The organism is Shewanella electrodiphila (assembly GCF_023283985.1).
Classification (GTDB): domain Bacteria; phylum Pseudomonadota; class Gammaproteobacteria; order Enterobacterales; family Shewanellaceae; genus Shewanella; species Shewanella electrodiphila.
Genome location: NZ_JAKIKU010000008.1, coordinates 222,172 through 246,190, shown reverse-complemented (window position 1 = coordinate 246,190; position 24,019 = coordinate 222,172). Strand labels below are relative to the sequence as shown.

At 41.7% G+C, this 24,019-nt stretch carries 17 protein-coding genes; 7 read left to right on the top strand and 10 right to left on the bottom strand.

Annotated features, from left to right (window positions below; all coding sequences use genetic code 11):
- The 8 genes from L2737_RS15610 to L2737_RS15575 all read right to left on the bottom strand — a co-directional run.
- Nucleotides 1–3,462 (bottom strand): VCBS domain-containing protein (locus L2737_RS15610; protein ID WP_248956308.1); only part of this gene is annotated, 3,462 nt, incomplete at its 3' end.
- Between the two features lie 9 nt (nucleotides 3,463–3,471).
- Entirely contained in the window at nucleotides 3,472–4,797 is a 1,326-nt protein-coding gene (locus L2737_RS15605; protein ID WP_229371247.1) for an HlyD family type I secretion periplasmic adaptor subunit, read from the bottom strand.
- The gene (locus L2737_RS15600; RefSeq protein ID WP_248956307.1) at nucleotides 4,790–6,892 is read right to left on the bottom strand and encodes a peptidase domain-containing ABC transporter; all 2,103 of its coding nucleotides are present in this window, start codon (nucleotides 6,890–6,892) and stop codon (nucleotides 4,790–4,792) included. The genes L2737_RS15605 and L2737_RS15600 overlap by 8 nt, the downstream gene beginning before the upstream one ends.
- Nucleotides 6,889–8,562, bottom strand: coding sequence for an ABC transporter transmembrane domain-containing protein (locus tag L2737_RS15595; RefSeq protein WP_248956306.1), 1,674 nt, complete (start codon nucleotides 8,560–8,562; stop codon nucleotides 6,889–6,891). Before L2737_RS15595 ends, L2737_RS15600 begins: the two co-directional genes overlap by 4 nt.
- A 346-nt stretch (nucleotides 8,563–8,908) precedes the next feature.
- Nucleotides 8,909–10,315, bottom strand: a complete 1,407-nt coding sequence (locus L2737_RS15590; RefSeq protein ID WP_428848394.1) for a tetrathionate reductase family octaheme c-type cytochrome — start codon at nucleotides 10,313–10,315, stop codon at nucleotides 8,909–8,911.
- 45 nt (nucleotides 10,316–10,360) lie between these two features.
- Entirely contained in the window at nucleotides 10,361–12,103 is a 1,743-nt protein-coding gene (locus tag L2737_RS15585; protein WP_248956305.1) for a DUF3373 domain-containing protein, read from the bottom strand.
- A gap of 166 nt (nucleotides 12,104–12,269) precedes the next feature.
- Nucleotides 12,270–12,599, bottom strand: coding sequence for a c-type cytochrome (locus tag L2737_RS15580; RefSeq protein WP_102528766.1), 330 nt, complete (start codon nucleotides 12,597–12,599; stop codon nucleotides 12,270–12,272).
- 433 nt (nucleotides 12,600–13,032) lie between these two features.
- Nucleotides 13,033–13,752, bottom strand: a complete 720-nt coding sequence (locus tag L2737_RS15575) for an SDR family oxidoreductase (protein WP_102526661.1) — start codon at nucleotides 13,750–13,752, stop codon at nucleotides 13,033–13,035.
- A gap of 110 nt (nucleotides 13,753–13,862) precedes the next feature.
- Between L2737_RS15575 and L2737_RS15570 the strand changes: the two genes are divergently transcribed.
- A complete protein-coding gene (locus L2737_RS15570) occupies nucleotides 13,863–14,771 on the top strand; it encodes a LysR family transcriptional regulator (protein WP_248956304.1) in 909 nt (302 codons plus the stop codon).
- 120 nt (nucleotides 14,772–14,891) lie between these two features.
- Complete coding sequence (locus tag L2737_RS15565) at nucleotides 14,892–16,118, top strand: conjugal transfer protein TraF (protein ID WP_248956303.1); 1,227 nt, start codon at nucleotides 14,892–14,894, stop codon at nucleotides 16,116–16,118.
- Nucleotides 16,119–16,241: 123 nt separating this feature from the next.
- On the opposite strand, the gene L2737_RS15560 is transcribed toward L2737_RS15565, so the two are convergent.
- Nucleotides 16,242–16,982: a sulfite exporter TauE/SafE family protein gene (locus tag L2737_RS15560; RefSeq protein WP_102526658.1), complete on the bottom strand. Its 741-nt coding sequence runs from the start codon at nucleotides 16,980–16,982 to the stop codon at nucleotides 16,242–16,244.
- 152 nt (nucleotides 16,983–17,134) lie between these two features.
- Entirely contained in the window at nucleotides 17,135–17,452 is a 318-nt protein-coding gene (metJ, locus tag L2737_RS15555) for a met regulon transcriptional regulator MetJ (RefSeq protein ID WP_102526657.1), read from the bottom strand.
- A gap of 223 nt (nucleotides 17,453–17,675) precedes the next feature.
- Here metJ and metB point away from each other — a divergent pair, with 223 nt between their 5' ends.
- The 5 genes from metB (at nucleotide 17,676) to L2737_RS15530 (ending at nucleotide 23,797) form a co-directional block, all read left to right on the top strand.
- Nucleotides 17,676–18,836: a cystathionine gamma-synthase gene (gene metB / locus L2737_RS15550; RefSeq protein WP_248956302.1), complete on the top strand. Its 1,161-nt coding sequence runs from the start codon at nucleotides 17,676–17,678 to the stop codon at nucleotides 18,834–18,836.
- 98 nt (nucleotides 18,837–18,934) lie between these two features.
- Nucleotides 18,935–21,328, top strand: a complete 2,394-nt coding sequence (locus tag L2737_RS15545; protein ID WP_102526655.1) for a bifunctional aspartate kinase/homoserine dehydrogenase II — start codon at nucleotides 18,935–18,937, stop codon at nucleotides 21,326–21,328.
- Nucleotides 21,329–21,611: 283 nt separating this feature from the next.
- Nucleotides 21,612–22,205 carry a c-type cytochrome gene (locus tag L2737_RS15540; RefSeq protein WP_248956313.1) on the top strand — a complete coding sequence of 198 codons (594 nt, stop codon included), beginning with the start codon at nucleotides 21,612–21,614 and terminating at the stop codon, nucleotides 22,203–22,205.
- Between the two features lie 9 nt (nucleotides 22,206–22,214).
- Nucleotides 22,215–23,282: a c-type cytochrome gene (locus L2737_RS15535; protein WP_248956301.1), complete on the top strand. Its 1,068-nt coding sequence runs from the start codon at nucleotides 22,215–22,217 to the stop codon at nucleotides 23,280–23,282.
- A 251-nt stretch (nucleotides 23,283–23,533) separates the two neighbouring features.
- Nucleotides 23,534–23,797 (top strand): cysteine-rich CWC family protein, encoded by a 264-nt coding sequence (locus L2737_RS15530; RefSeq protein ID WP_248956300.1) that lies wholly within the window; start codon nucleotides 23,534–23,536, stop codon nucleotides 23,795–23,797.
- The last annotated feature ends 222 nt before the right edge of the window (nucleotides 23,798–24,019 follow it).

Here is a 24,019-nt window from a genome sequence, read left to right as displayed (position 1 = left end):
GTGCAGCTGTCCTTGATGGACGTCTTTGTCTTCGGTTAGTGAAGCTGTAGCTATACCGCCAATAACCGCCTTATCGTCAGTGCCATTAATGGTTACTGAGATTTTCTGCTCGGTGCCATCGACCGAATGAACTATGAGAGTATCCGTTAATGATTCACCGGTTTTCAGCCCTTGAATAGCCTGTTGGGAATTGTCAGCAGTATAGGTCCAATGACCTAGGTTATTAATCGACAATGTGCCGAACTGACCTTGTAAAGATTCTGCTGAAAACTGAGATTGGCCGTTATCTAAATCTGTAACAGTGAGGGCACCATCGACATGAAGTTGTCCTTGATGGACGTCTTTGTCTTCGGTTAATTGTGCTGAACTTGTACCAGAAATGACCGCCTTATCGTCAGTGCCATTAATGGTCACTGAGATTTTTTGTTCAGTGCCATCGACGCTGTGAACGACTAGCGTATCAGTAAGCGACTCACCCGTTTTTAGACCTTGAATAGTCTGTTGTGAATTGTCTGCAGTATAAGTCCAGCAGCCTAGGTTATTGATCGACAGAGTGCCGAACTGACCTTGTTGCACAGTGGCCTGGAATTGGTTTTGACCACTATCAACATCAGTAACGGTTAATGCACCATCGACATGCAGTTGTCCTTGATGAACATTTTTATCTTCGGTTAATTGTGCTGAACTTGTACCACCAATGACCGCTTTATCATCAGTGCCGTTAATGGTCACAGAGATTTTTTGCTCTGTGCCATCAACAGAATGAACTAATAAAGTATCGGTGAGTGACTCGCCTGTTTTAAGGCCTTGAATTGCTGGTTGAGAATTATCAGCTGTATAGGTCCAATGACCGAGTTCGTTCAAAGAAAGCGAACCAAATTGACCTTGTTGCACAGTGGCCTGGAATTGGTTTTGTCCTGAATCGACATCGGTTACGGTGAGGGCACCATCGACATGAAGTTGTCCTTGATGGACGTCTTTATCTTCCGTTAGCTGTGCTGTTGAAGTACCAGCAATAACAGCTTTATCATTAGTGCCGTTGATGGTCACAGTTATTTTTTGTTCGGTGCCATCGACTGAATGAACTAATAAAGTGTCTGTCAGTGATTCGCCCGTTTTCAGCCCTTGGATGGCAGATTGAGAGTTATCAGCAGTGTAGGTCCAATGGCCAAGTTCGTTCAAAGAAAGCGAACCAAATTTACCTTGTTGCACAGTGGCTTGGAATTGGTTTTGACCATTGTCTACATCGGTAACAGTTAACGCACCATCGACATGAAGTTGTCCTTGATGGACGTCTTTGTCTTCAGTCAATGAAGCTGAACTTGAACCACCAATGACCGCTTTATCGTCAGTGCCATTAATGGTGACTGAGATTTTCTGCTCGGTGCCATCGACACTGTGAACGACTAGTGTATCAGTAAGCGACTCACCCGTTTTCAGATCTTGAATAGTCTGTTGTGAATTGTCTGCAGTATAAGTCCAGCGGCCTAGGTTATTGATCGACAGAGTGCCGAACTGACCTTGTAAAACATCAGTTTGGAAGTGAGCTTGGTCTTTATCTAAATCTGAAATTGATAGTTGACCTTCTGCGTGCAACTCGCCTTGTATGACGTTGAAGTCTTCTTTGAGAGAAGCGAATGTTTCTCCCTCAGGTGTTGGGGCTGTTAAATTAAAGGCGTTGTCTGTAGAGGAAATAATGTTACCGATCACTGCTTTATCGTCGGTGCCATTGATGGTAACGGTAACTCTCTGCTCAGTGCCATCGACTGAGTGAACTAATAAAGTGTCGGTAAGTGATTCGCCAGTTTTGAGCTCTTGAATGACGGTTTGGGTATTGTCGGCTGTATAAGTCCAATGACCCAATTCGTTAATAACTAGATGACCAAATTGCCCTTGTAAAGATGATGCTTGGAAATGACTTTCACCTGTATCTGTGTCAGTGACAGATAATTGTCCTGTCACTGATAAATGTTGCGTTACTAGGTTTTTATCTTCGGTAATGCTACCTGTAGATACGCCAGAAATGACAGCGGCTTCATTTTTACCAATAACAACAATAGTGACTTCTTTTGAAACTGGCGTTCCTGAACTATCAGTAGCTGTTACTGTAAAAGATTCACTTGCTTGTTGCCCTGAATGAAGTCCTAAGGTCGAACTTGATTGGTTATCGAGGTGATATTGCCATTCGCCTGTATTAGGGTTAATTGATAATTGACCAAACTTGCCATTGGGCTGCTCAACGTTCCATACACTTTGGTCATGATGATCAGGATCAGAACTTGTTAATGTCCCACTTACGTTATCAATGTTACCAGCGCTGTTGATAGTCGCATTATGCATACCTGAAATAGTCGGTAAATCATTACTTCCTTCAACTTCTACTGCAATGATGCTAGAGGCTTTGTGGCCATTGTTATCAGTTGCTGTAATGATGAATTGTTCCGATTGTTGCTCGCCTTCTGAAAGTGCGTTCGTTTGACTATTACTATTATCCAGTAAGTATTGCCATTGACCTGTGACAGGATCAATGACGATATGCCCATACTGCCCTTGAACGGTGTCAACTGACCAAGAAATATGTTCGGTATCAGAGCCTTTTACATGCATCTGTCCTGATGCGCTGCTAATAACATTATCTTCTTTTAATTGCGGTATATGTTGTTGACTTGCAATGCTTGTAGGCGTTTTATCAGTGCCAGTGCCAGTGCCAGTGCCAGTGCCAGTGCCAGTGCCAGTGCCAGTGCCAGTGCCAGTGCCAGTGCCAGTGCCAGTGCCAGTGCCAGTGCCAGTGCCAGTGCCAGTTAATTCATCTGGAGTGAGTGGTTTTGGCTCTTGGGGAGGGACAAAGGCTGGGTTGTGAATACGTTGACTGCTTAAGTCAATGCTAAAATGCTGATTTTCCGAATGTTCAGCAAGTGAAATTTTCGCAGTTTTAAACTGACTTATATCCTGTGTCGCGGTATGTCCACCTCGAAACTGACCTGAGTGGTCTATGCCTGTTGTTTCAGTTGAACCGGTCTCTTTAACTAGCGCTTGTTGGGTTTTCGCCGTTGAGTCAGGATTATTTTCAACTGTTTCAGATACTGCATTTAATGTGACTTGTTGCTCAACGTTGCTAATGCGTTCACTTGGTGCTGTGAGAGTAGTATTGTCAGCTTTTGAGGCTACCTTTTCGCTTGTTGAAGGTTGAGTTTGATGGGCGGATAAACTATGCGACGTTTTGTCTGCCACTAAATCTTGATTCAAAGCTCCTTTAACCGGTGCCGTATCTCTCAGTTCTTTGGCTTTAAGTTTCTGCGCTTGCGTATCAATTTTTTTTACTGCTTGTTTCGCTTTGTTATCCCGTTTTTTCTGCTCTGCAGCATTCACGTCAACGGTTTTATCATTCTCTTCATGAATTTCATTATCAGAATGTATTTGGTCGGAGCCCGAAGATTGATGACCCTTATTATCCTTTGTCATGTTGGACTCCTACCTTTCGCCAAATGCTTCATTAATGTTGGTAAAAACCGGTTTCCATAAGTATTGGAAAACACTTTTTTCGCCTGTAACAATGTCTGCTTCACCTGTCATGCCAGGGATCAGTTCGTATTGTCCAGGGTTGTCGAGGAAGTAAGGTTTATCAATTGATAGTTGCACTTTATAAAATACGCCGCCTTTCTCGTCGGAGTCTGTACTAGGAGATATGCGCTTAACAATGCCATCGAGTGCGCCATAGCGGCTGTAATCAAAGGCATCAATTTTTATTCGAGCATTTTGACCAACATGAACAAAGCCAATGTCACGAGGTGAGAGTTTAATTTCCATTAGGCCTGTCTTAGTCATTGGAACAATGACGGCGACAGTCCCACCAGGTTGAATTACACTGCCAGTAGAACTAGTCGGGATGGATTGAATAATTCCGTCAACAGGCGCTGTTACTGTGTTTTGAGACACCAAAGAATCAGAAGATTTAAGCCTAGCAATAACACCTAACAATTCAGCTTGAGTATCGGTACGCTTTTCACCAACCTCTTTAAATAACGAGGCTTGTTTTTGCTTAAGTTGTCGTTCTAAATTAACTAAGTTTTTTGATAGAACCTGCTGCTTGCTTTCCATCGATTTCAGTTCACGGATATAAGAATCCAGTTTCTGTTGCGACTCTAAAATGCGAAGTTTAGATACCGCTTGCTCTGCTGTGACAGATAACATCATATTTAGGGTTTGTTCTGCGGTTTGTATCTGATCGCTTAACGGAGGTATCTCAGCTTTTAGACCTTCAAGTTCAGCTTGAGTTTTATCAATATCAGATTCAGACAGTTGCTCCATTGCAAAGCGTTCTTCATTCATACGTTGCAATGATGATTTATGCAGCCTGAGGAGTTGAGGGTACTCAACTGCAAATTCGCTAAAGTTAGCTTCTCTTTGTTCGGTAAAGGCATCGTAGCGTTCTATTCGCATAATGAGGTTAGCCCGTTTGCTGGTGAGTTCTTCTTCAGCGGATAGACTATCGATAGACACAAAACTCGCTAGAATATCTCCCTTTTTAACAACGTCACCTTCCTCAACAACAACGGATGCAATCGTTCCTCCTGAACGACTTTGAATAACTTGGCGGTGGCCGAGAGGCACCACTTGACCTTTCGATTTAGAAATTTCTTCCACGCTGGTAAAAATTGACCATATCAGCATGATTAATATTGAACCTGTAATAATTAAAATAATATTACGAATGATTTTACGCTCTGCGGGCGCTTCTATTGCTTCAGCAAATTCGTGTTCTGGCCATACTCGGTTAGCTAGTTGACGATTATCCATTGGTTGGAGACTCCTGCATGGCGACGGTCGAAGGGGATTCAGTTGTATCTGGTTTTTTTGATGTTTCAGTAGCCTTGTCTGGTATTGGGCCTGCATAAACCACAGCACCTTTATCTAGAACAATGACCTTGTCAGCGTGTTGGATTAACTCTTGATCGTGACTCGTAAACAGTACGGTGGATTTACCTTTAAGGTTTAATAATGTCTCTATCAACGTTGCTTTTGAAAGTGGGTTTCGGTGGGGCAGTGGTTCATCTAATAACATTAATGGTGATTGCTTTATTATGGCGCGTGCTAAGTTGATATAGCTGCCCTCTATTGCTGATAGCATGGCATTATTCTCACCTAGTAAGTCGACGCTAAGGTCATTATTAATGCTGTTAAAGAAGCTCTCACCTCCCGCTTTTATCAGTGCATCAATAATTTCTTTATCGCTGGCTTTGGGTTTTGCTATTCTGATATTTTCAGCTAATGTACCGGGGAAAATATCCGGCTGAGATGGACTATATGCAGCCCAATGACGAAAGATTTCAGTGTCATACTGCTTAAGGTTTTTACCATTCAATGTGACAAAGCCAGCTTGAGCTTCTAATACGCCTAATGCGCTCAGTAAAAGTGTCGATTTACCACAAGCATTTGGACCGATAATTGCCACTAATTCGCCAGGTTCTACATCAAATGTCACGCCAGACAATGCAGCCTCTCCCTCAGCTTTGTAGCGTAATGTAAGGTGTTGGAAAGCTAATGATGGCGCTTTGGTATTATCTGGCGTGTCTAGCCTTAATTCTGATTGTTCGGTGCTAGCTTGCATGAAACGATCAAATTGTTTGACCGCAATATCCATCATGGTGAATTTTTGTTTCGATGAGAAAGCTAACTGAGCTGGTCCTGTAATTCGCCATATCATCATCACACAAGCAATAAGTGCTCCTGGCGATATCGTTTGATCTAAGACTAAAAAGATACCGGTAAAAACAGTAATGAGTGCAGTAAATAAACTGAGGGAATGTGCAACAGCAGCGTTAAGACCATTACGCTTTGCATAGAGAAAATTTTGGCGACTGTTTTCACGGCTTTGACGAATAAACTTGGTTTGCCAAGCTTCGGTATCACCAGCAGCTTTTAATTGAAGTAAGTTTTTTGATAACTCACTCATCGCATTTTGATATTCACCGCTGATTGTGGGTGAAGCAGCTTGGACATATTTATTGAGTACTTGCATCACGAGGTAATAAAGCATCAACATACCAATTGGCACGAGGACTAACCAGCCGCTTAAAAACATGATGGCGAACAAGGCTATGAGGGTAAAAGGCAAATCAACCAGCCCCCCACCGCCAGGGCCAGATAATAACATGCGAACTTTTTCCGCATTGCGCATTCGAGCGATATGATTTGAAATTCCTACCCTAGATAACACCATTAAAGGCATATGTAATAAGCGATAAAAAGTGATTTCAGACAGATCTCTAGCAAAACGATTACTGGTTGTTGATAAGATTTGTGCGCGAGCAAGTCGAGTGCTAATCAATATTCCGACTGCTAATAAACCACCCAATGCAATGCTAGGCAAAATAGCAGGGCTTTGGCCTCCTATTACGCGATCGTATACAGCCATGGTAAAAAATGGCACTGCAAGTCCGGTGATACTTGAGAGTAAACTTAGCCAAAAAACCGGTCTGTACCATTTGGTTCTTTTACTCATATGAGCGGCAAACGCATTAACATTTTTTCTGGTGGTTGGTAACGACTCGATTAAGAAAATATAAGCCGTATCATTGAGTTGAGTTAAGTCTATTGATTGCCATTGGTTTCCTGTTAATGCTTCAAAAACATGGCCCTGCCTTCTGACAATAAACCCTGGTTCATTTTGGGGAATAACAAGGAAAGGGTGTATCGATAAATGCAGATTTTTTGCCGTATTATTTGTCACTGAAAAGCCTATTTGATGCTTTTTCAATAACCGTGATAACCCGAGTGTATTCAGATCAGTGTTATTATGATCGTTAGCAATATTACTGGCTTGTGTATACAGTCCAAGTTGCTGGAACAAGTCAACTACAAGTGGTTTTAGCTCCAATTCAGTCGTGCTCATGAGCTTACCTCCTGTGCCGCTTTCGTTGTCGTAGATTTGTCCATCTCGCGGTGCGCTACGCCATTTATTTCAATACATTCATCACTTAAACTTGCAAGCTCGGTAAAATGAGAGGCAGCAACTATTGTCATTTGCTGTTTTAATTGTTGCAGTAAGGCGAGTAAACGGCCTTGTGCATCAGCATCAAGCGATATCATTGGTTCATCTAGTAATAAAATTGAAGGTTTTTGCACAATTGCTCGCACAATCGCAATGAGCTTAATTGCGCCTTTATTCAACATTTGGCTGTCACTATCACCGACCATTGTTTGATAACCATTGGGTAGTTCAGCTATTTTACTTGTGAGCCCTAAACTGTCTGCAATAGCCATAGCTTGAGGTTCAAATTCGGCTCGAAACATCGTCATGTTTTCTATTAAACTGCCAGCAAACAATGTTGGCCAAGGTGCTACATAAGTGATTGACTGTCTGAACTCTTTCGAATCATGTTGGTGGATGGCAATATTATCAATCGTCACTTGACCAGCTGATACTTGTTGAAACCCTGCGATAATACTTAACAGATGGCTTGCATGACTTAATGGATTTGATTGCAACGTGACCAAACTATTCGCTTGAATGTGATGGCTGAAATGAGTGATAGCTGTGCCAAGGTTTTTACTGCTGATATTGTCGAAGTGGATAGGACCTAAAGGCAATTTTTGTTGGTAGGTTTTAGTTCCTTGAAAAGACTCCTCCGGAAGTTGGGTTAAGTCATTAACATGGGACATTGCCGTTTGTGCACTCACCAAGCGTGACCGTAAGCTAATAATCGCACTTAAAGGCGCAACCGCTCGACCCGCTAATATAGAGCAGGCGGCTAATCCACCAGTTGTCAGTGAGCCGTTGAGCACTTCAAGACAACCTAACATCACTAATATCAGCGTCGTCCCTTGTGCAGCACCTTGAATGACTTCTTGAAGCTTGGCCGAAAGCCAATCGACTTGCTGTTGACTCTCAAGCCGTTGGTGATTGATGTTGTTATAAATGCCAGATAAACGATCTTCTAAAGATAGTGCTTTAGCAGTCGTTAAGCCTGAAAGGACTAAAATCAACATTCTAGTTCGTTCTGCATCAGATAAAGCTAACGCGTGAGTCGCAGTTGCTAACTTTTTTCCAATATAGAAAACCAGTGCACCAACAACAAGCCAGACAGCAATCGGTATGAAGACTAACGGACCGCCAATATAGGCAACTAATGCTAAAAAAATCAGTACAAAAGGAAAATCCATCAATGCGACAATGGCTTGGCCTGAATAGAGTTCTCGCATACTGGCGATACTAGCAAGCCCATTTGCTATTCGGCCTGTACCCATGGCCTCAACATGATTGTAGTCAGCTTTCATTAACTTGCTGACCACATCCGTGGTGGTTTCTAATTCAAAATTTGCAGCAGAAGCGGCTAACAGCCAACTTCGGCCATACCTTAAAACCAGTTCAAGCAATATGGCGATAGCAACCCCAGACACTAAGATAGTGGCGGTGCCATAACCTTGATTTGGCAAAATTCGGTCGTAAATCTGTAGCATGGTGAAAGGAAGCGCTAACGACAATAAATTGATAAAAGTCGAAGACAACAGTAACTCTGGAAATGCTTTATTTCTTGAAAATAATCGAAAGTTCTCTCGCATGCTACAGTCATCCTATTAGTTAACATGGCTAGTCAATGACATAATAAAAAGCTTAGATTAAAGCGTAGACTATATTTTAGTATGTCTATGGTTAACTTAAGGATGAACGCTCTTAATTTCAACAGTTTATTTTCTGTTCAGATGACTTGGTATTCCAATTGAAAGGTAGTCAGGTTGGTTGGGATAGAATTATTTTTAATAAAGTAAAAAGAAGAACTTTGATTGGTAAGGTCATCCATTACTTGAATCGTTAACTCATCTTTCAAAATATCGTGCAGCTTTGAAAGTGAGCATAAAAAAACTGCCCGTTTTCTACAGGGCAGTTTTTATGAAGTAAAATTATTGATTATTCTTGGGTTGTCGCATGTTTTTTTATTGCTTTATTTTTCATTGGGTCGCCTTGGTAACCAAGTGCTTTCCAATCCATTCTTGTGCCTTTATTGTGGCAATCATTACAGTTTAAAGCTTGCTCGGTTGGCGCCACCATATGATTGATGCGCCACCACATTTCTGTTTCTGCAAAGCCATATTCACCACTGTATTTAATGCCTTTATCTAGCATGGCTTGATTAGCTTCCATACCCAGTTTAGCGGCTTTATCCCAATCAAATGTTTTCCAGTAACCACCTTTACCAAAGACTTTAGCGGTAATGAAGATGTTTTGTTTACTGTCGTAAATTTGCTTACCAGTATGAACCTTAAATGGATATATTTTTGCCGCTACATCATTAATATCACCTAAAGGATAAGTCAGCTTGGTGATGGCGTTAGGATCCATCTTATCACCAGCCATATAAGCATCGGCTTTGCCGTTATACCAAGCATATTGAGGTTTCACATTTTTTGCCCACACAAAACTGCCTTTCTTTTTCATGTAAGTATGTTTGCCATATTGATCTTTAGTTTGCTCAATGTCTTGTCCTGCGGTTGACCAATCCCAGCTCATTTTGGTGGGTTCATTTTTAGCAAACTCAGGAATATGGCAGGTTTGACAGGCAATACTGCTGCTGTGGGTATTAAGACGTTTATTGGTATGTGGTGCAGCTTCATGGCAGTTTTCACAGCCAATATCACTCATGCCACCAGGTGAAACGCCCATGGCATTGCCTGCTATCTGGTGACTCTCGGTTGTATGGCAGGTTTGGCATTGGAAATCATTACCGTCGGTGTCCATATGTACGTCAGTGACTTTGTCTGGATAAGACATTGAAGAGTCTAAATCGCCGTGTTTTACACCATCACCACCGCCACCATAGAAATGGCAACTGCCGCAATTATCTCGCACTGGCGCCCCTACATTTTGTGCCACTCGTTCTAGATTTACCTTAGCGAGAACTTCTCCTGCTCCAGCGGGATCTTTTACGTAAGTGCCTGTAGTGTCATGACAAATTAAACAGTCGACTTTGGTCATATCAGTAAAGTCAAAACTGTCGTCCTTCCAACCATAACCAGCATGGCAGCTGGTGCATCGTGGCTCGTTACCTGATACTGCGATACAAAAATTGTTAATAGCGTTTTTCTTTCCGCGGGTCACGGTGCGCTCAGGTAACTCTTGTTCAAGCTCCCATGTCCAATGAGATGATTTCATGACATCTTTAGCGTGATCTTCATGACATTCAATACACTGAGTAGTGACCTCACTGCCTTGAGTAAAAGGGCCTTCAATAAACTCTTTGTGTGGATTCGCCGCGTTGGCAAATAAACTAAAGCAACATAATCCACCGGTCATTAAGCTGGCGATGAGTATTTTCATAATAAGACTCCTGCCCTCGGTAAAAACCGAGGGAAGTTATTAAGGTTAGAAATTAACAGTAAGCGATGCATTGATGTCATAAGCGGTATCAACTACAGGGAGCATTGAATAAGCTGTACCTGCGACAACATCATCGACTTTTTGTGGTTTACCAACCGGTGTTCCACTGCCTGTGTATTCAAAGTCGTAATAAAGTCCTGCGAGTTTAATGAACATTTTTGGATTAATATCAAACATATAATAGGCTTCAGCGACATGGCCTCTAGTAGCGAGTTTGCTGCCAATCGGATCATCCTGAGCTTGGGTGAAAGGTGTCCAGTATTCAGAGCCATAGTTATATTCGAGGCCGACTTTTCCGTAAGGCGCTGGGATTTGAACACCCACATAAATTCCGTAACCATCTTTAGCGCCACTGTCTTCAGCAGCTGAAGGCAACATGATAATTTCACTGGCATCAGCGTTAAGCTGCGCTTCAAAAACAGCATCAGATAACATGCCGCCAAACATACCTGCGTTGCCATTACCATCAGCTCGGGTCCAGCCTCCTGATAAGAACCATTTCACGTCGTTATCTTCTTCGCGGGCAAAACCAATACCACCTAAGAACATATCGCCAATCACATCACTTGGCTGAACGCGAGTGACAAAGTTGAAGTTTTCAAACTTTTGCATGTCTTGATACATAGTTGGTGCAAATATACCTGCAAGCTGAGTTGGAAAAGCCATGGTGCCTTTAAAGCCATCATTGACATCTTTAGCGCCAAATAAGGTAAATTGAAGGAAGTTTTTACCATCGTTTATCGCGTCGATATTAAAGCCGCCAAGGTGAGTATCTTTGGTGACGATATCACCAAACATTTCGCCGTTACCCCACTGTGATTCAAAGCCTTGTCCGTAACAGAAGCGAACAACTTGGCCTTCGACACCAGTAATATCACTGAGGTGATAACCCATAGTTGCGCCATCAAAGTTAAAGTTAACTAAATGGCCAGAAGGAGTGCCGCCACGTTTTTCATTTTCACGGTATTGGGTTGGTGGGCCGTAAGTTGATGGACGTCGTCCAATAGATAAGTAAAGTGGTGAACCGTTAATATTTTTCCAGTCAAAATAAGCGCGTTCGACTCGTAACCAGTCGCCACTTGGATTACCACTATTGGTGCCATCCATGGTAAATGAACGCCAAGAATCAAATACTTGCACGCCAGTTGAATCGCCCCAGTTTTTAAACATACTCAGGCGGCCTGCAAAGCTGACGTTATCCCACACTTTTGCTTTGAGGTTGAGTCTTAAACGTGTGGTGTAATAAAGGTCATTATCAATATCTTGAGCAGTTTTAGGGGCTAATACATAAGGCATTACCCCTTGTAACTGACCGCTTTGAAATGCAGATGCTAGATTAGGGTTAGCGGCCATCATTTGGGCTAGTGGTGAACTTGCATCGTCAGGCATACCAAATTCGCCGCCCATCGCTTTAGCGCCAAAATCATTAAAATCGACATTAATGGCAGGATTCCAAGTGACATCCTGATAATGAAGTGAATGGACTTTGGTTCTAAAGTCGCCAGTGATTTCTATTCTATCAAGTGCAGTATGACGTTCATTTTTATCAACTCGATCATTGATGTCATCAATTTCATCATTAATGTCGGCTAGCTGTTGTTTAAGGTCTGCAATTTTTTGAGCATCAGTTTTACTCAGACTATCTCGTTGAATATCAGCATCGTTTGCATAAACACTCGCTGATAATATCAACGCGTTTGCAACAAGCAGTGAAATAAGAGTACGCATAACATCTCTCCTTTCGAATCAGCAGGTTAATTTATATTTCTGCCTTCGATTGATGTTGGGAATCCTAGGGGGATTGCTGAATTTTGGTAGCATTAATCCCTGAGGAATTCCCCATATTTTTATTAATTAGGTGGTTTAAATGTGTTTTACAGTCGAGCCAGGTTAGTTAACCGCAAGTTTGTGGTTGATCTGAATCGGCTGCATGGTCATATAAGAATTGCTGAATATCTAATAAGTCTTGTTCACTTAAAGCTTCAAAGACTTCAGCTTTCGCTTTGTGCTTATTACGTCTAAAAAATCTATCCCACTGGCTCATGGTTTTACTCATTGGGGTAATTTCACCGCCTTCATCTCCCATGCTATGACAGGCTTTGCATTCTTTTTTATACAGGTGTTTACCTTTTTTAGGATTACCGCCATCAGCAGCTTGAACCTGAGCTCCTAAACAGAGTGCGAGAGATACGCATATAAATATCTTATTCATGGTTTTCATCATCAGTCCCTTACTTTAAATAATTTTTATTGTTAATGGTTTTTGTCTAAATGGGTGTTTCTTGTTACTTAATTTAACACTTGTGATAAAGGATATTGTTGAGGAGGATCAAGTAAATTATAAAAATCTAATTGAATAAAATATAATTGAAAAAAATCTAATGGATGTATGAGGTTTTTCTTTAGTTACTGATATTTATTGTAATTAATATTATTTTTGACTGATAGTCATTATGTAAGGTTGTTTTTTAGTGATTTTGAAACAAGATTGAGATCACAATTTTGATATTTGACTATATCTAAAGTGATAGATGAAGGTTGCATAGGGGGAAATTTTTAGGGTGTGTTTAATATGCACTGCAGTAAATACAGTGCATATTGAGTGCGATGATGAAGTATCGCCTAAATCTAAATAACGTAGATGAGCTAATCGCCTATTATGGCTGTTGACGAGTTGGTGCTAACACAATTTCTCGCACACAAACATTTTGTGGCATTTCATAAGCAAAGACGGCTGTTTCTGCAATATGTTCAGCAGCTAATACACCGCCCATTACTTCTTTCCAGTCTGCGTAGCCATCTTTAATGTCTTGGCTAGTGGTATGGCTAAGCAATTCAGTTTCAACTGCGCCTGGTGCAATCGTCACCATACGCACATCATCCATTGCCACTTCTTCACGGATGTTTTCAGTGAGTGCATGAACAGCGAATTTAGTCGCACAATAAGCTGCGTGATTAGGGAAAGTTTTACGACCCGCAACTGAGCTAACGTTAATGATAGTGCCTGTTTTACGTGCCTTCATATCTGCAAGGACGCAGTGGATACCATTTAAAACACCCATCACGTTAACGTTGAGCATTTGGCTCCACTCTGCTGGATTTTGCACATCTGCTTGACCTAATAACATCACGCCAGCGTTATTAATCAAGCAACCTACAGGGCCATATTGTGCTTCTGCACTAGCAATAGCAGCCTTCATTGCTGTCGCATCGGTCACATCGACACTGATGCTTAAGCTATTTTCAAGTTTAAGCGCTTCCATTTTTTCTACACGACGAGCAAGTAATAAAAGTGGGTGGCCTTTAGCGCTAAATGCTTTAGCCATCGCTGCGCCAATACCTGAAGATGCACCAGTAATTACGATAAGTTGTTTCATGATTTTGACCTCTGTTTGTAAGTTGTGAGAATTATAGAGAAAGACTTATTGGTGATATATAATCAATAAAGAACATAATTGTTTACATATGACCTCTAATGGAGGGTGAGTTGAATAGTGATATAAATTTAGTCGATATCCGCGCGTTTGTTGTTATTGCTGAGTTGGGTAACTTTACTCAAGCTGCTGAAGCCTTGGGCTGTTCTCGATCCCATATATCTAAGCAATTACTTAGTTTGGAGACGTTTTTAGGGGTGACCTTAATTGTCAGAACGACACGCACTCAACGTTTAACTGACCAAGGTGAGAGTTTTTTACTGCAATGTCAGCAAGCGTTACATCAAATAGAGCAAGCTGTCAGTATGACGGTGGATAGTGCTGAACGTCTCAAGGGGAATATTTATATTAACTGTGTTGGGGGCTTTTTAGGCGAAGAAATCGTTGTTGCATTAGTGAATGACTTTATTCAATTATATCCTGATATCACCATAGATTTAGATTTCAGCAGTCAGCGAGTCGATCTGATTGAAGATCATTTTGACGTGGTGTTTAGAATGGGGGAGTTGGCAGATTCTGGGCTTATTGCACGTAAGTTAATGGATATTAAAAACTGCACGTTAGCATCTCCAAATTATTTAGCTCAGCATGCGATACCAGCGCATCCTACCTTGCTTAATCGACATACTTGTATTGTGGGATCAATAAACCATTGGCGTTTCGCCCATAAAACCAATACTCACGAAAGTGTAGAAGTGGCGATAAAAGGAAGTTTCAGGTGTAAAAATGGTAGAGCAATGAAACTCAGTGCATTAGCTGGCAATGGCATAGTGAGGCTACCTTATTTGTATTGCGCTGAAGAAATAAGTCAGCACCAATTAGTCGAAGTATTTCAAGATTGGCATATTCCCGATACACCGTTTTATGTGCTCTATCATAAAGACAAATTTCAGCCGGAAAGACTGAAAGAATTTATTCAATTCACCTTAGATAACTTTAAAAGTTATCTACCTGATTTATAGAAAAAACTTAAGAATAGCATGCCAAAATAGATTAACATTTTTGCATTATTTTTGATTGTTTAAACATTTATCTGCCGATTTCTACTATGTTTATTAAACAATAAGAATTGGGAATGATGGATGCAAAAAAGACTAGCGCTAGCTTTCTGTTTACTTGTGTTTGCCAGCAATGTGCAAGCCAGCGGGCTTTATTTTGAAGCGCGAAGTGACAGTATGGGCGGCACTGGTGTAGCTGCATCAAATCGTATTGGCGCAAGCTTTATTAATCCTGCTTTACTTTCCATTCTCACTCCCCATTCAAGTTATAGTGCTGCTGAGATAAAAAAAGCACAACAGTTCTCTTTGCTGCTTCCTGTTGTGGGGGCTGAAGGCGCCGATAGCGATAACATGATTGATAAATTCGACTCTTTGCAGGACTCTTATGATGGACTGGAGGCGGCAATTAATTCGGGTGATAGCAGTGATGTTGAAGGTTATCGAGATGACTTAGTTATTGACTTGGAATCATTAAAAGGCAATCGGGCCGAGTTATCAGCTGGGATCGGCGCTGCGATTGTTATTCCTAATGAACGTATGCCAATGGCCGTGTTTTATAAGAGTTATCTCGATGCTGTTGGTATTGCTGATATAGCACAGTCGGATATCGATACCTTAAATACATTAGATCCTCTCAACCCTCCAGCTGATATTACTGATTTAGATTCTCAAGGTGTTGTACTTGCTGGTGGGGTGACAGATTTTGGTGTGGCGTTAAGTTTTCCGTTATCGATTGTGAACATGCCAGTAAGAGTGGGGGTTTCACCTAAGTTTCAACGTATCGACACTTATCATTATTCAGTGAACGCCAATAATTTCGATGCCGATGATTTTGATGATGATAAGTACCGCAATAATGAGAACGTATTTAACCTTGATATTGGGGTCGCTTTTGAGCCATTAGATGCTCTTACTATCGGTTTATCAGCACGTAATTTATTCAGTAAAACTATCAAAACGGTGGAAGCGCAAGGCCGTGAATTTCATTATCAAGTGGAGCCATTAATTACTGCTGGCGCTGCATATGATTGGACATCGATAACCTTAACCACAGATATTGACCTCGTTGAACAGAGCCGATTTAAAGAGTTTGATGCCGTTCAGTATTGGCGCATGGGAGGGGAGTTTAAAGCAACAGACTGGTTGTCGCTTCGTATGGGCTACCGTCATGATTTGAAAGATAACAGTGTCGATATCTACTCATTTGGTACTGGCTTTGCCATTGGTCAAGCATTCAAGCTTGATATGAGTGGTAGCTATGGTGAAGATGACGCCATTGGGGCAGTACTGCAAACCTCATATCACTTTTAGGCTGGCTTAGTGTAGACTCGCTTCGAAGCAATCTATCCTATTTCTAGTGCATACCTAGTGCATATCTAGTGCATGCCTAGTGCATGCCTAGTGCATGCCTAATGAGTTACCTCTCAGCCACTTTTATCCTGCCGACAATTCAATTAATGACTTTATCGTCAACACTAAGGCACTTAAGCCGCACAATACCAATGTGGCTGTGCGCGTTTTTTGTTTATCTACTTTGTTGCTGAGTTTGCCCGCGACAAAACTGCCTAAAAATACTGATGGTAAGAGCATTAAAGACAACCAAACATGCTTCATTTCAACTAAGCCAACGATGAATAAAATGATCATTGCGATCATAGAGCTGAATACAAAGAAAATCGATAATGCCGCGCGAAATTGCGGTGCATCTTTTCCGGCTAATAAAATAGCCAACGGCGGGCCACCAATAGCGGCAATATTACCGAAAACCCCTGAAAGAATCCCAGCGATAAATAGCGTGAAGCGATTGACTGGTGCGGTGATTTTATAAAAACTTAGAATGACAGCACTGGCAACAATAAAGGCAATAGCCAGACCTAATATGGATTGCGGCGCAAAGACCAGTAATGCTGCGCCAAGAAAGCCGCCAGGTACACGGCCAATGAGTGCATATTGAAGTCCGTTGAATTGCAGGGATGTGCGCTCACGTAATAAAGTAAGTAAAGCGATTGAAAAACCGCAAGCAATAACAGGGGCGGGTACAAGTTGGGGATCAATAATATACAGCAATGGGCTAGCAACAACAGCTAAGCCAAAACCAATAAGCCCTTGAGTGAGTGCACCGAGAAATATAATAGCCGATGCCAGCATCAAGGTTTGCGGATCGATAAATGCCATAGTGTTCTCTTTGAGTGCAAATTTGACTCAAGTATTGTCATACTGCGAAGAGGAAGGGGAGCTTATCAATGAAGGCTTACACCGTAATGTAAGCACAAAATTGATTTATTATCACACTTGCCAGTCAGCTTGAAAGCATACTGACAATAGACTTAGTCGTCTAAGTCTTCCCACTCAATACCCATTTGATCCATTAGTGCTTTTGCTTCACTTGGAATGCTATCAGGGCCTTCTTTAGATAAGTCATCATCATTTGGTAGAGGCTGGCCAGTGTACGCATGTAAAAAGGCTTCACACAAAAGTTCACTGTTGGTTGCATGACGCAAGTTATTTACCTGACGGCGAGTACGTTCATCGGTTAGCACTTTTAGTACTTTTAAAGGAATCGATACCGTGATTTTTTTAACTTGTTCATTTTTTTTGCCATGTTCGGCATATGGGCTGATATAGTCGCCATTCCATTCAGTCATTAACTCACCTTTATACGATAGATTCGTGGCAGATTTTAACTGCTTATTTATTACAGTCAAATTATTGCTGTTATTCTATAACGAATGCAAATAGATTTCTTTATGTTTAGACGTCTAAACGTCTAATTTGTGTTGACGATCTGATTTAGCTTAGGTACATTTAGCCATCTAGACATCTCTATCGTGTATTATCCATGAGTGTGTCAATCTTCAGGAGATTATTATGACCAAACATCGCGCTGCTACACTTGCCGTTCGCCAAGGTATCGAATCCGATACTCAATATGGCGCAGTAGTCCCGCCGATTTATCTTTCGACTAACTACTCGTTTGATGGACACACAAACCCAAGAGAATTCGACTACAGCCGCTCTGGTAACCCAACCCGTTGCGTTTTAGGTGAGGCAATAGCCAAACTTGAAAATGGTGCTACAGGTGTTGTGACATGTACCGGTATGGCAGCGATTACTTTAGTGACTAGCTTGCTTGGTCCTGAAGATTTATTAGTTGTACCACATGATTGTTATGGTGGCAGTTATCGACTGTTCACTAATCTTGCCAACAAAGGTCAATTTAAATTAATCGTAGTTGATCAAACTGATGATAAAGCACTGGCAGATGCGATTGCGCAACAGCCTAAAATGGTTTGGTTAGAAACTCCGTCTAATCCGTTATTACGTGTTGTTGATATCAAAGCGATTGTGGCTGCGAGCCATAAAGTGGATGCTTTAGTTGTTGTTGATAACACCTTTCTTTCGCCTATCTTGCAACAACCGCTAGAGCTGGGCGCTGATATTGTGATGCACTCCACCACTAAATACATCAATGGTCATAGTGATGTGGTTGGCGGCGCTGTCGTGGCTAAAGATGCTGAGCTTGGTGAGCTATTACATTGGTGGTCAAACACTTTAGGTCTGACAGGTTCAGCCTTTGATAGCTACCTAACTTTGCGCGGCATTCGTACATTGGCTGTACGTATTCGTGAGCATCAAACCAATGCACAGCGAGTGATTGAAGTCCTTCAAGCCAGTGATGTTGTCGAAAAAGTATATTACCCAGGGTTAAAAGACCACCCAGGTCACGATATTGCCGCTAAACAGCAAAAAGGCTTTGGCGCTATGTTAAGTTTTGAACTTAAAGGTGGCGAAGCTGAAGTCGTCGCTTTCTTAGAAGCCTTATCAATATTCAGTGTTGCTGAAAGCTTAGGCGGAGTGGAAAGCTTAGTTGCCGTACCTGCGACAATGACACACAGAGCAATGGTGCCTGAAGCCCGTTATGAGGCTGGTATTAAAGATACATTGCTGAGATTATCAGTCGGTATTGAAGATGCTGAAGATTTGATTACTGATATCCAAGCTGGTTTAGCTGCAGTTGCTGAGCTTTAAGCTAATAAATTAGATTGTCATAAGTTAAGTCAGTAAGATTTTATTGTTGCCATATTCAGTACATATGGCAGCGCAAAAAGTGGTTTAAGGAGTTACAAATGACCCGCAGTCATTTACATAAGTTTGGTGGTTCAAGTTTGGCGGATGCTGATTGCTATCGCCGCGTCGCCCATATATTGCTTACTCATGGAAACTGTGATGATTTAGTCGTTGTGTCTGCTGCGGGTAAAAGTACTAACTTTTTGTATAAGTTATTATCGCTTCGTGAAACAGGTGAATTGTGGCAAGAAGAGCTGCAAGTACTTGTGAGTTATCAACAAAACCTCATTGAACAACTTCTTTCAAATGAACAAGCTCGTGATTTACGTGAACGATTATCTACTGATAAGTCTCAACTTATCAGCTTACTATCTCTTGAGCAGCGAAATGAGTTCCAACTTAATCATGTCCTGAGTTTTGGTGAACGTTGGTCAGCTAGACTCATGGCTGCTTTGTTACGTGAATCTGGCGTGGCGGCAATTAATGTTGATGCGTGTTCTATTCTTGTGGCAGATGAAGGCGTAGTGCCAAATATTCGCATTGAAGAGTCACGTCAAAGAGTGCAAAAACTTCTTGAAGCACACCCTGATGAGCGTCTAGTGATCACAGGGTTTATTTGCGCGAATCAACATAACGAAACCTTATTACTGGGCCGTAATGGCTCTGACTACAGCGCGACGTTAATTGCCAGCTTAGCGGACATTGAACGCGTGACAATTTGGACTGATGTAGAAGGGGTGTTTAATGCCGACCCTAATAAAATCAGTGATGCAAAGTTACTTAATAGCATGTCGCTTGCTGAAGCTGACCGCCTTGCGCATTTAGGCTCCCCTGTGCTTCACAGTCGCACACTACAGCCTCTGTTTGATACAAATGTCAGCTTAGCAGTGCGCTCAAGCTATGCATCACATACCGACTTTACCTTAATCGCGCCACAAAGCTCATCGGCAAGTGCGCCAGTGGTGACTAATCTAAACGAAGTGGTGCTGTTTCGGATTAAGCAGCAGTCACCAACACAAGACCTAATTGATTTACTCGCCCAGGAGGGGATTGCTCCTCTAGCCTACTGGACATCGGCGCATCATAAGGTCGAGTTAGCTTTTACGCTTGAGAATCAAAAGCAAGTACATAGTTTAATTGAGTTACATGCCGAAACGCTGGCGATCACTGATATCTGTGTGAATAACGATTTAGGCCTAGTTGCTCTAGTAAGCGCCGATGCCGAACATTACCGTCGTAGTTTTGCGCGTTTATTAAGTCGTGATGCTAAACCTTTATATCAAGATGGATTAAGTCTTGTCACTTTAGTGCCTAAACCACAAGTGAATTTATTGACCCAAAAGGTCCACCGTCGCTGCGCAGGCCCGCGCATGCGAATTGGTGTTTTACTGTTAGGTGTCGGTAATATTGGTGAAGCATGGATCGATCTATTTCAACGCTCATCAGCATCATTAAACCGTGAACTAGAAGCGACAGTGCAACTAGTTGGTTTGTTGAGCTCGAAAGAGGCATTAATTTGTCCTCAAGGTATTGATATCAATAACTGGCAAGATGACTTTGATACCACAGCTAAAAAGTGGGATTACCCAAGTTTATTCGAACAGTTAGAACAGCTTGATTGCGATGAGTTAGTTGCATTAGATATTAGTGCTAGCGCGAGTTTAACACTGCAATACCCAGAGTTATTTGCACGCGGCATTCATATGGTGAGTGCAAACAAACTCGCCGGTTCTGGACCATTGCCGTTTTACCGTGAACTGAAACAACAGCTCAGTAATCGCCGTTTATTTTGGCGTTATAACGCCAGTTGTGGTGCAGGACTACCGATTCAGCACGCATTAAATGACTTGCGTAATAGTGGTGACGCGATTGAAGCGGTTGGCGGTATATTCTCGGGTACATTATGTTGGCTGTTTGAACACTATGATGGGCAAAAATCATTTTCTGAATTAGTGATTGAAGCACGTGGATTAGGGATAACAGAGCCCGATCCTCGCGATGATCTTTCAGGTCGAGATATGCAGCGCAAGTTGTTAATTCTGGCACGTGAAATTGGTTTTGAAATTGAACTTGAAGATATTGTTCTAAACTCTTTAGTGCCAGAAACGCTAGCGGATTTATCTTTGGATGATTTCTTAGCACGCATCGGTGAGTTAGACCAAAGCATGTTGCAACAATTTACAGCGGCATCAGAGCAAAACAAAGTACTTCGCTATGTGGCATCACTCGATAAAGTTGATGGCAAGATGCACGCTGAAGTGGGCATTCAATGGGTTGATTCAAATCATCCTTATGCCAACTTAACCCCAGGCGACAATGTGTTTGTTATTCGCAGTGCATTTTATCAAGGCAACCCATTGATTATTCGAGGTCCAGGCGCGGGTAGAGAGGTCACTGCGGCAGCAGTGCAGTCTGACTTAGTTCAGATCTGTAAGGACCTACTGCAAGAGTAAATCGTGCTGTAGTTTAGTTTTACATTACTTATTAAAGGCTTATTCCTAAATGGGATAAGCCTTTTTTTCTAGCTAAATATTAGGGTTAGTCTATTAATTAGCATTCAATTAATTTGTACGAAAAACATTCTATTTAAGTGTGCCATTTTTGTTTATAGTGGTATTAAGTCGGAGATGGACTTCAATAAGAGGCTGATAAATGGATACAAAAAATCGTTTAAAAGATGACTGTTTGACGAGTGTAAATTCTGCCGTTTTGAGCAGTATCTTTTTATGCAGTGTTATGAGTTTTAGTGTGATGGCTAATATTCCTGACGAATCACCAAAGGAGTTATTGCAAACAGTGCCAGCAGCAGCTCAAGTTTGTCTAAGCTGTCACGGCGTAAATGGTGAAGGACTCGGTGTTGTAGGGCCTCGTTTAGCGGGGTTATCCAGCGAGTATATTGCCGCACAAGTGAGTCATTTTCAGACTGGTTTTCGTCAAAATCCAACAATGATGGCTATGGCGATGACAGTCCAAGGCGATAACATCAAAGTGGTATCGGACTTTTTTGCTGCTAAACCAGTGGCTGAGATCAAGCTTCAGTATCGTGGTGATAAAGTGGTCATCGACGACATTGGCGAGAAACTAGCATATCAAGGGGATTGGCAACGGGATATTCCAGCTTGTACCAGTTGTCATGGCCCGTCTGGTATTGGCGCGGGTCAGTTTCCTCGTCTTGCCGGACAAGAACCTACTTACCTTAAGAATCAATTGTTGGCATGGCAGTCAGGAACCCGTAAAGGTGATGTTGACAATATGATGGGCAGCATAGCTAAAAAGCTCACCGCTGCAGAAATTGATGCGTTAACTCAATATTTTTCGGCTCAGAAATAAGGACATACGATGAAGCGATATTATTTTTCAGCGGCGGGTGTGTTATTTAGCATGAGCATATCGGCAGCAGAGTTACCTGATAGACAAGCACAACTTCCCTCAGTGGCGAAAGAGGCAAATGCGCAATACCTTATGCCAAGTCCATTATCCAGTATCCCTAAAGGCGAGTTCGGCGATAAAGTCAGAAAAGGCTATCAGTTATTTGTTAATAGTCAGCAAATGCGAGATACCTACGTTGGTAACGAACTAAACTGCGTGAATTGCCACATGAATGCGGGGAATAAAGCCAATGCATCACCATTGTGGGGCGCTTATATGGCGTATCCAGCTTATCGTAAGAAAAACGATAAAGTGAATAGCTTTGAAGAACGAATTCAGGGCTGTTTTACCTATTCAATGAACGGTAAAGCGCCTGAATCTGGGAGTGAGCCCTTGGTGGCGATTTCAGCTTATTCATATTGGTTAGTGATGAGTGGGTTGATGAATCAATTTGGCATTACTGGACCTGTGCCAGAAATGACTGATGTTGAGTTGCTTAAGGGCGGTAATAGAGAGGATTTCCCTTTACCTGAAACTGTCACTTCAAAGCTCGATCAAAAGGAGCTGACTATGCTACCAGGACGTGGCTTTCCTAAGTTAGCTAAGCCAGAGTTAGCTTATTCTGTTGAAAGGGGCGAAGCGGTTTACCAAGCTCATTGTCAGACTTGTCATGCTGATGATGGTCAAGGTTACAAAATGGCAAACGTGAGTGCGTTGCCACCGTTATGGGGGCCTCAGAGCTATAATTGGGGGGCTGGCATGCATCGAGTCAATACCGCAGCTAATTTCATTTATGAAAATATGCCATTAGGTAAAAGTATTCAGCTAACGGTTCAACAAGCGTGGGATGTAGCTGCATTTGTTAATGCCCATGAGCGTCCTCAAGATCCGAGATATAAAGGTAATGTCGCTGAGACTCAGGCAAAATATCATCAGCATGAAGGGTTTTATGGTAAACCAAGCTCAATCAATGGGCCTGAGTTACTGGGTGCCAACGCATACCCTATATTTCCAGTTTCTAAGCAATCTAAGCAATGAGTTATTGTTAAGCTAGTTTATGCGATAGTTTATGCAATAGTTTAGCTATAGAGTCGGTATGAGAATGCCGACTTTTTTATTACCTTAGCCAGAGTATTTGTTTGTTTAAATTGTAGGAAATAACCAATAACCAATAACCAATAACCAATAACCAATAACTAATAACTAATAACTAATAACTAATAACTAATAAATAAAGCGTTAAATGTGAGTTGAACATGCTTGCAGTAATCATGTGTTGAGAATTAAAAATGGATAAACCACCTAAAAAAGTAAATCAGGTTCAGCAATATAGACCTGATCATGTAGCAAAGGGCGTGAAAAGTGTTTCAGAGCCACTCGTTTGTCCTGTATGCCTTAAAGAAAACCACTGTGCAGTCTCTGCAGGCTTAGCTATCGATCAATGTTGGTGCTTGGTTCAATCAGCTGAGAAGAAAATCGATTCAACGGTTTTATCTACATTGTCAGGAAAGGCGTGTGTATGCCAAGCCTGTTATATCAAATTAACTCAATAACAAGCTATCTAGTTGCTGGTTTAATTCAGTTTAGGCAGTGATTACATGGATGTTCCAATGGATTTGATGTGACTAATGATGGATTTTGAAACTGCCATTGCTAATGAATTGCAACAAGGATTGGATAACCTCAAGGTAATTTTTGAAAAATAACAGACTAAGCGAAATAAAATGTGAAGGCACTGCAATATTAGCAGTGCCTTTTTTATTAAATTAACCCAA

Coding starts and splice junctions, on each gene's coding strand:
- L2737_RS15605 (WP_229371247.1), bottom strand. CDS start 4,797: ATGGATAATCGTCAACTAGCTAACCGAGTATGGCCAGAACACGAATTT.
- L2737_RS15600 (WP_248956307.1), bottom strand. CDS start 6,892: ATGAGCACGACTGAATTGGAGCTAAAACCACTTGTAGTTGACTTGTTC.
- L2737_RS15595 (WP_248956306.1), bottom strand. CDS start 8,562: ATGCGAGAGAACTTTCGATTATTTTCAAGAAATAAAGCATTTCCAGAG.
- L2737_RS15590 (WP_428848394.1), bottom strand. CDS start 10,315: ATGAAAATACTCATCGCCAGCTTAATGACCGGTGGATTATGTTGCTTT.
- L2737_RS15585 (WP_248956305.1), bottom strand. CDS start 12,103: ATGCGTACTCTTATTTCACTGCTTGTTGCAAACGCGTTGATATTATCA.
- L2737_RS15580 (WP_102528766.1), bottom strand. CDS start 12,599: ATGATGAAAACCATGAATAAGATATTTATATGCGTATCTCTCGCACTC.
- L2737_RS15575 (WP_102526661.1), bottom strand. CDS start 13,752: ATGAAACAACTTATCGTAATTACTGGTGCATCTTCAGGTATTGGCGCA.
- L2737_RS15565 (WP_248956303.1), top strand. CDS start 14,892: ATGCAAAAAAGACTAGCGCTAGCTTTCTGTTTACTTGTGTTTGCCAGC.
- L2737_RS15560 (WP_102526658.1), bottom strand. CDS start 16,982: ATGGCATTTATCGATCCGCAAACCTTGATGCTGGCATCGGCTATTATA.
- metJ (WP_102526657.1), bottom strand. CDS start 17,452: ATGACTGAATGGAATGGCGACTATATCAGCCCATATGCCGAACATGGC.
- metB (WP_248956302.1), top strand. CDS start 17,676: ATGACCAAACATCGCGCTGCTACACTTGCCGTTCGCCAAGGTATCGAA.
- L2737_RS15545 (WP_102526655.1), top strand. CDS start 18,935: ATGACCCGCAGTCATTTACATAAGTTTGGTGGTTCAAGTTTGGCGGAT.
- L2737_RS15540 (WP_248956313.1), top strand. CDS start 21,612: ATGAGTTTTAGTGTGATGGCTAATATTCCTGACGAATCACCAAAGGAG.
- L2737_RS15535 (WP_248956301.1), top strand. CDS start 22,215: ATGAAGCGATATTATTTTTCAGCGGCGGGTGTGTTATTTAGCATGAGC.
- L2737_RS15530 (WP_248956300.1), top strand. CDS start 23,534: ATGGATAAACCACCTAAAAAAGTAAATCAGGTTCAGCAATATAGACCT.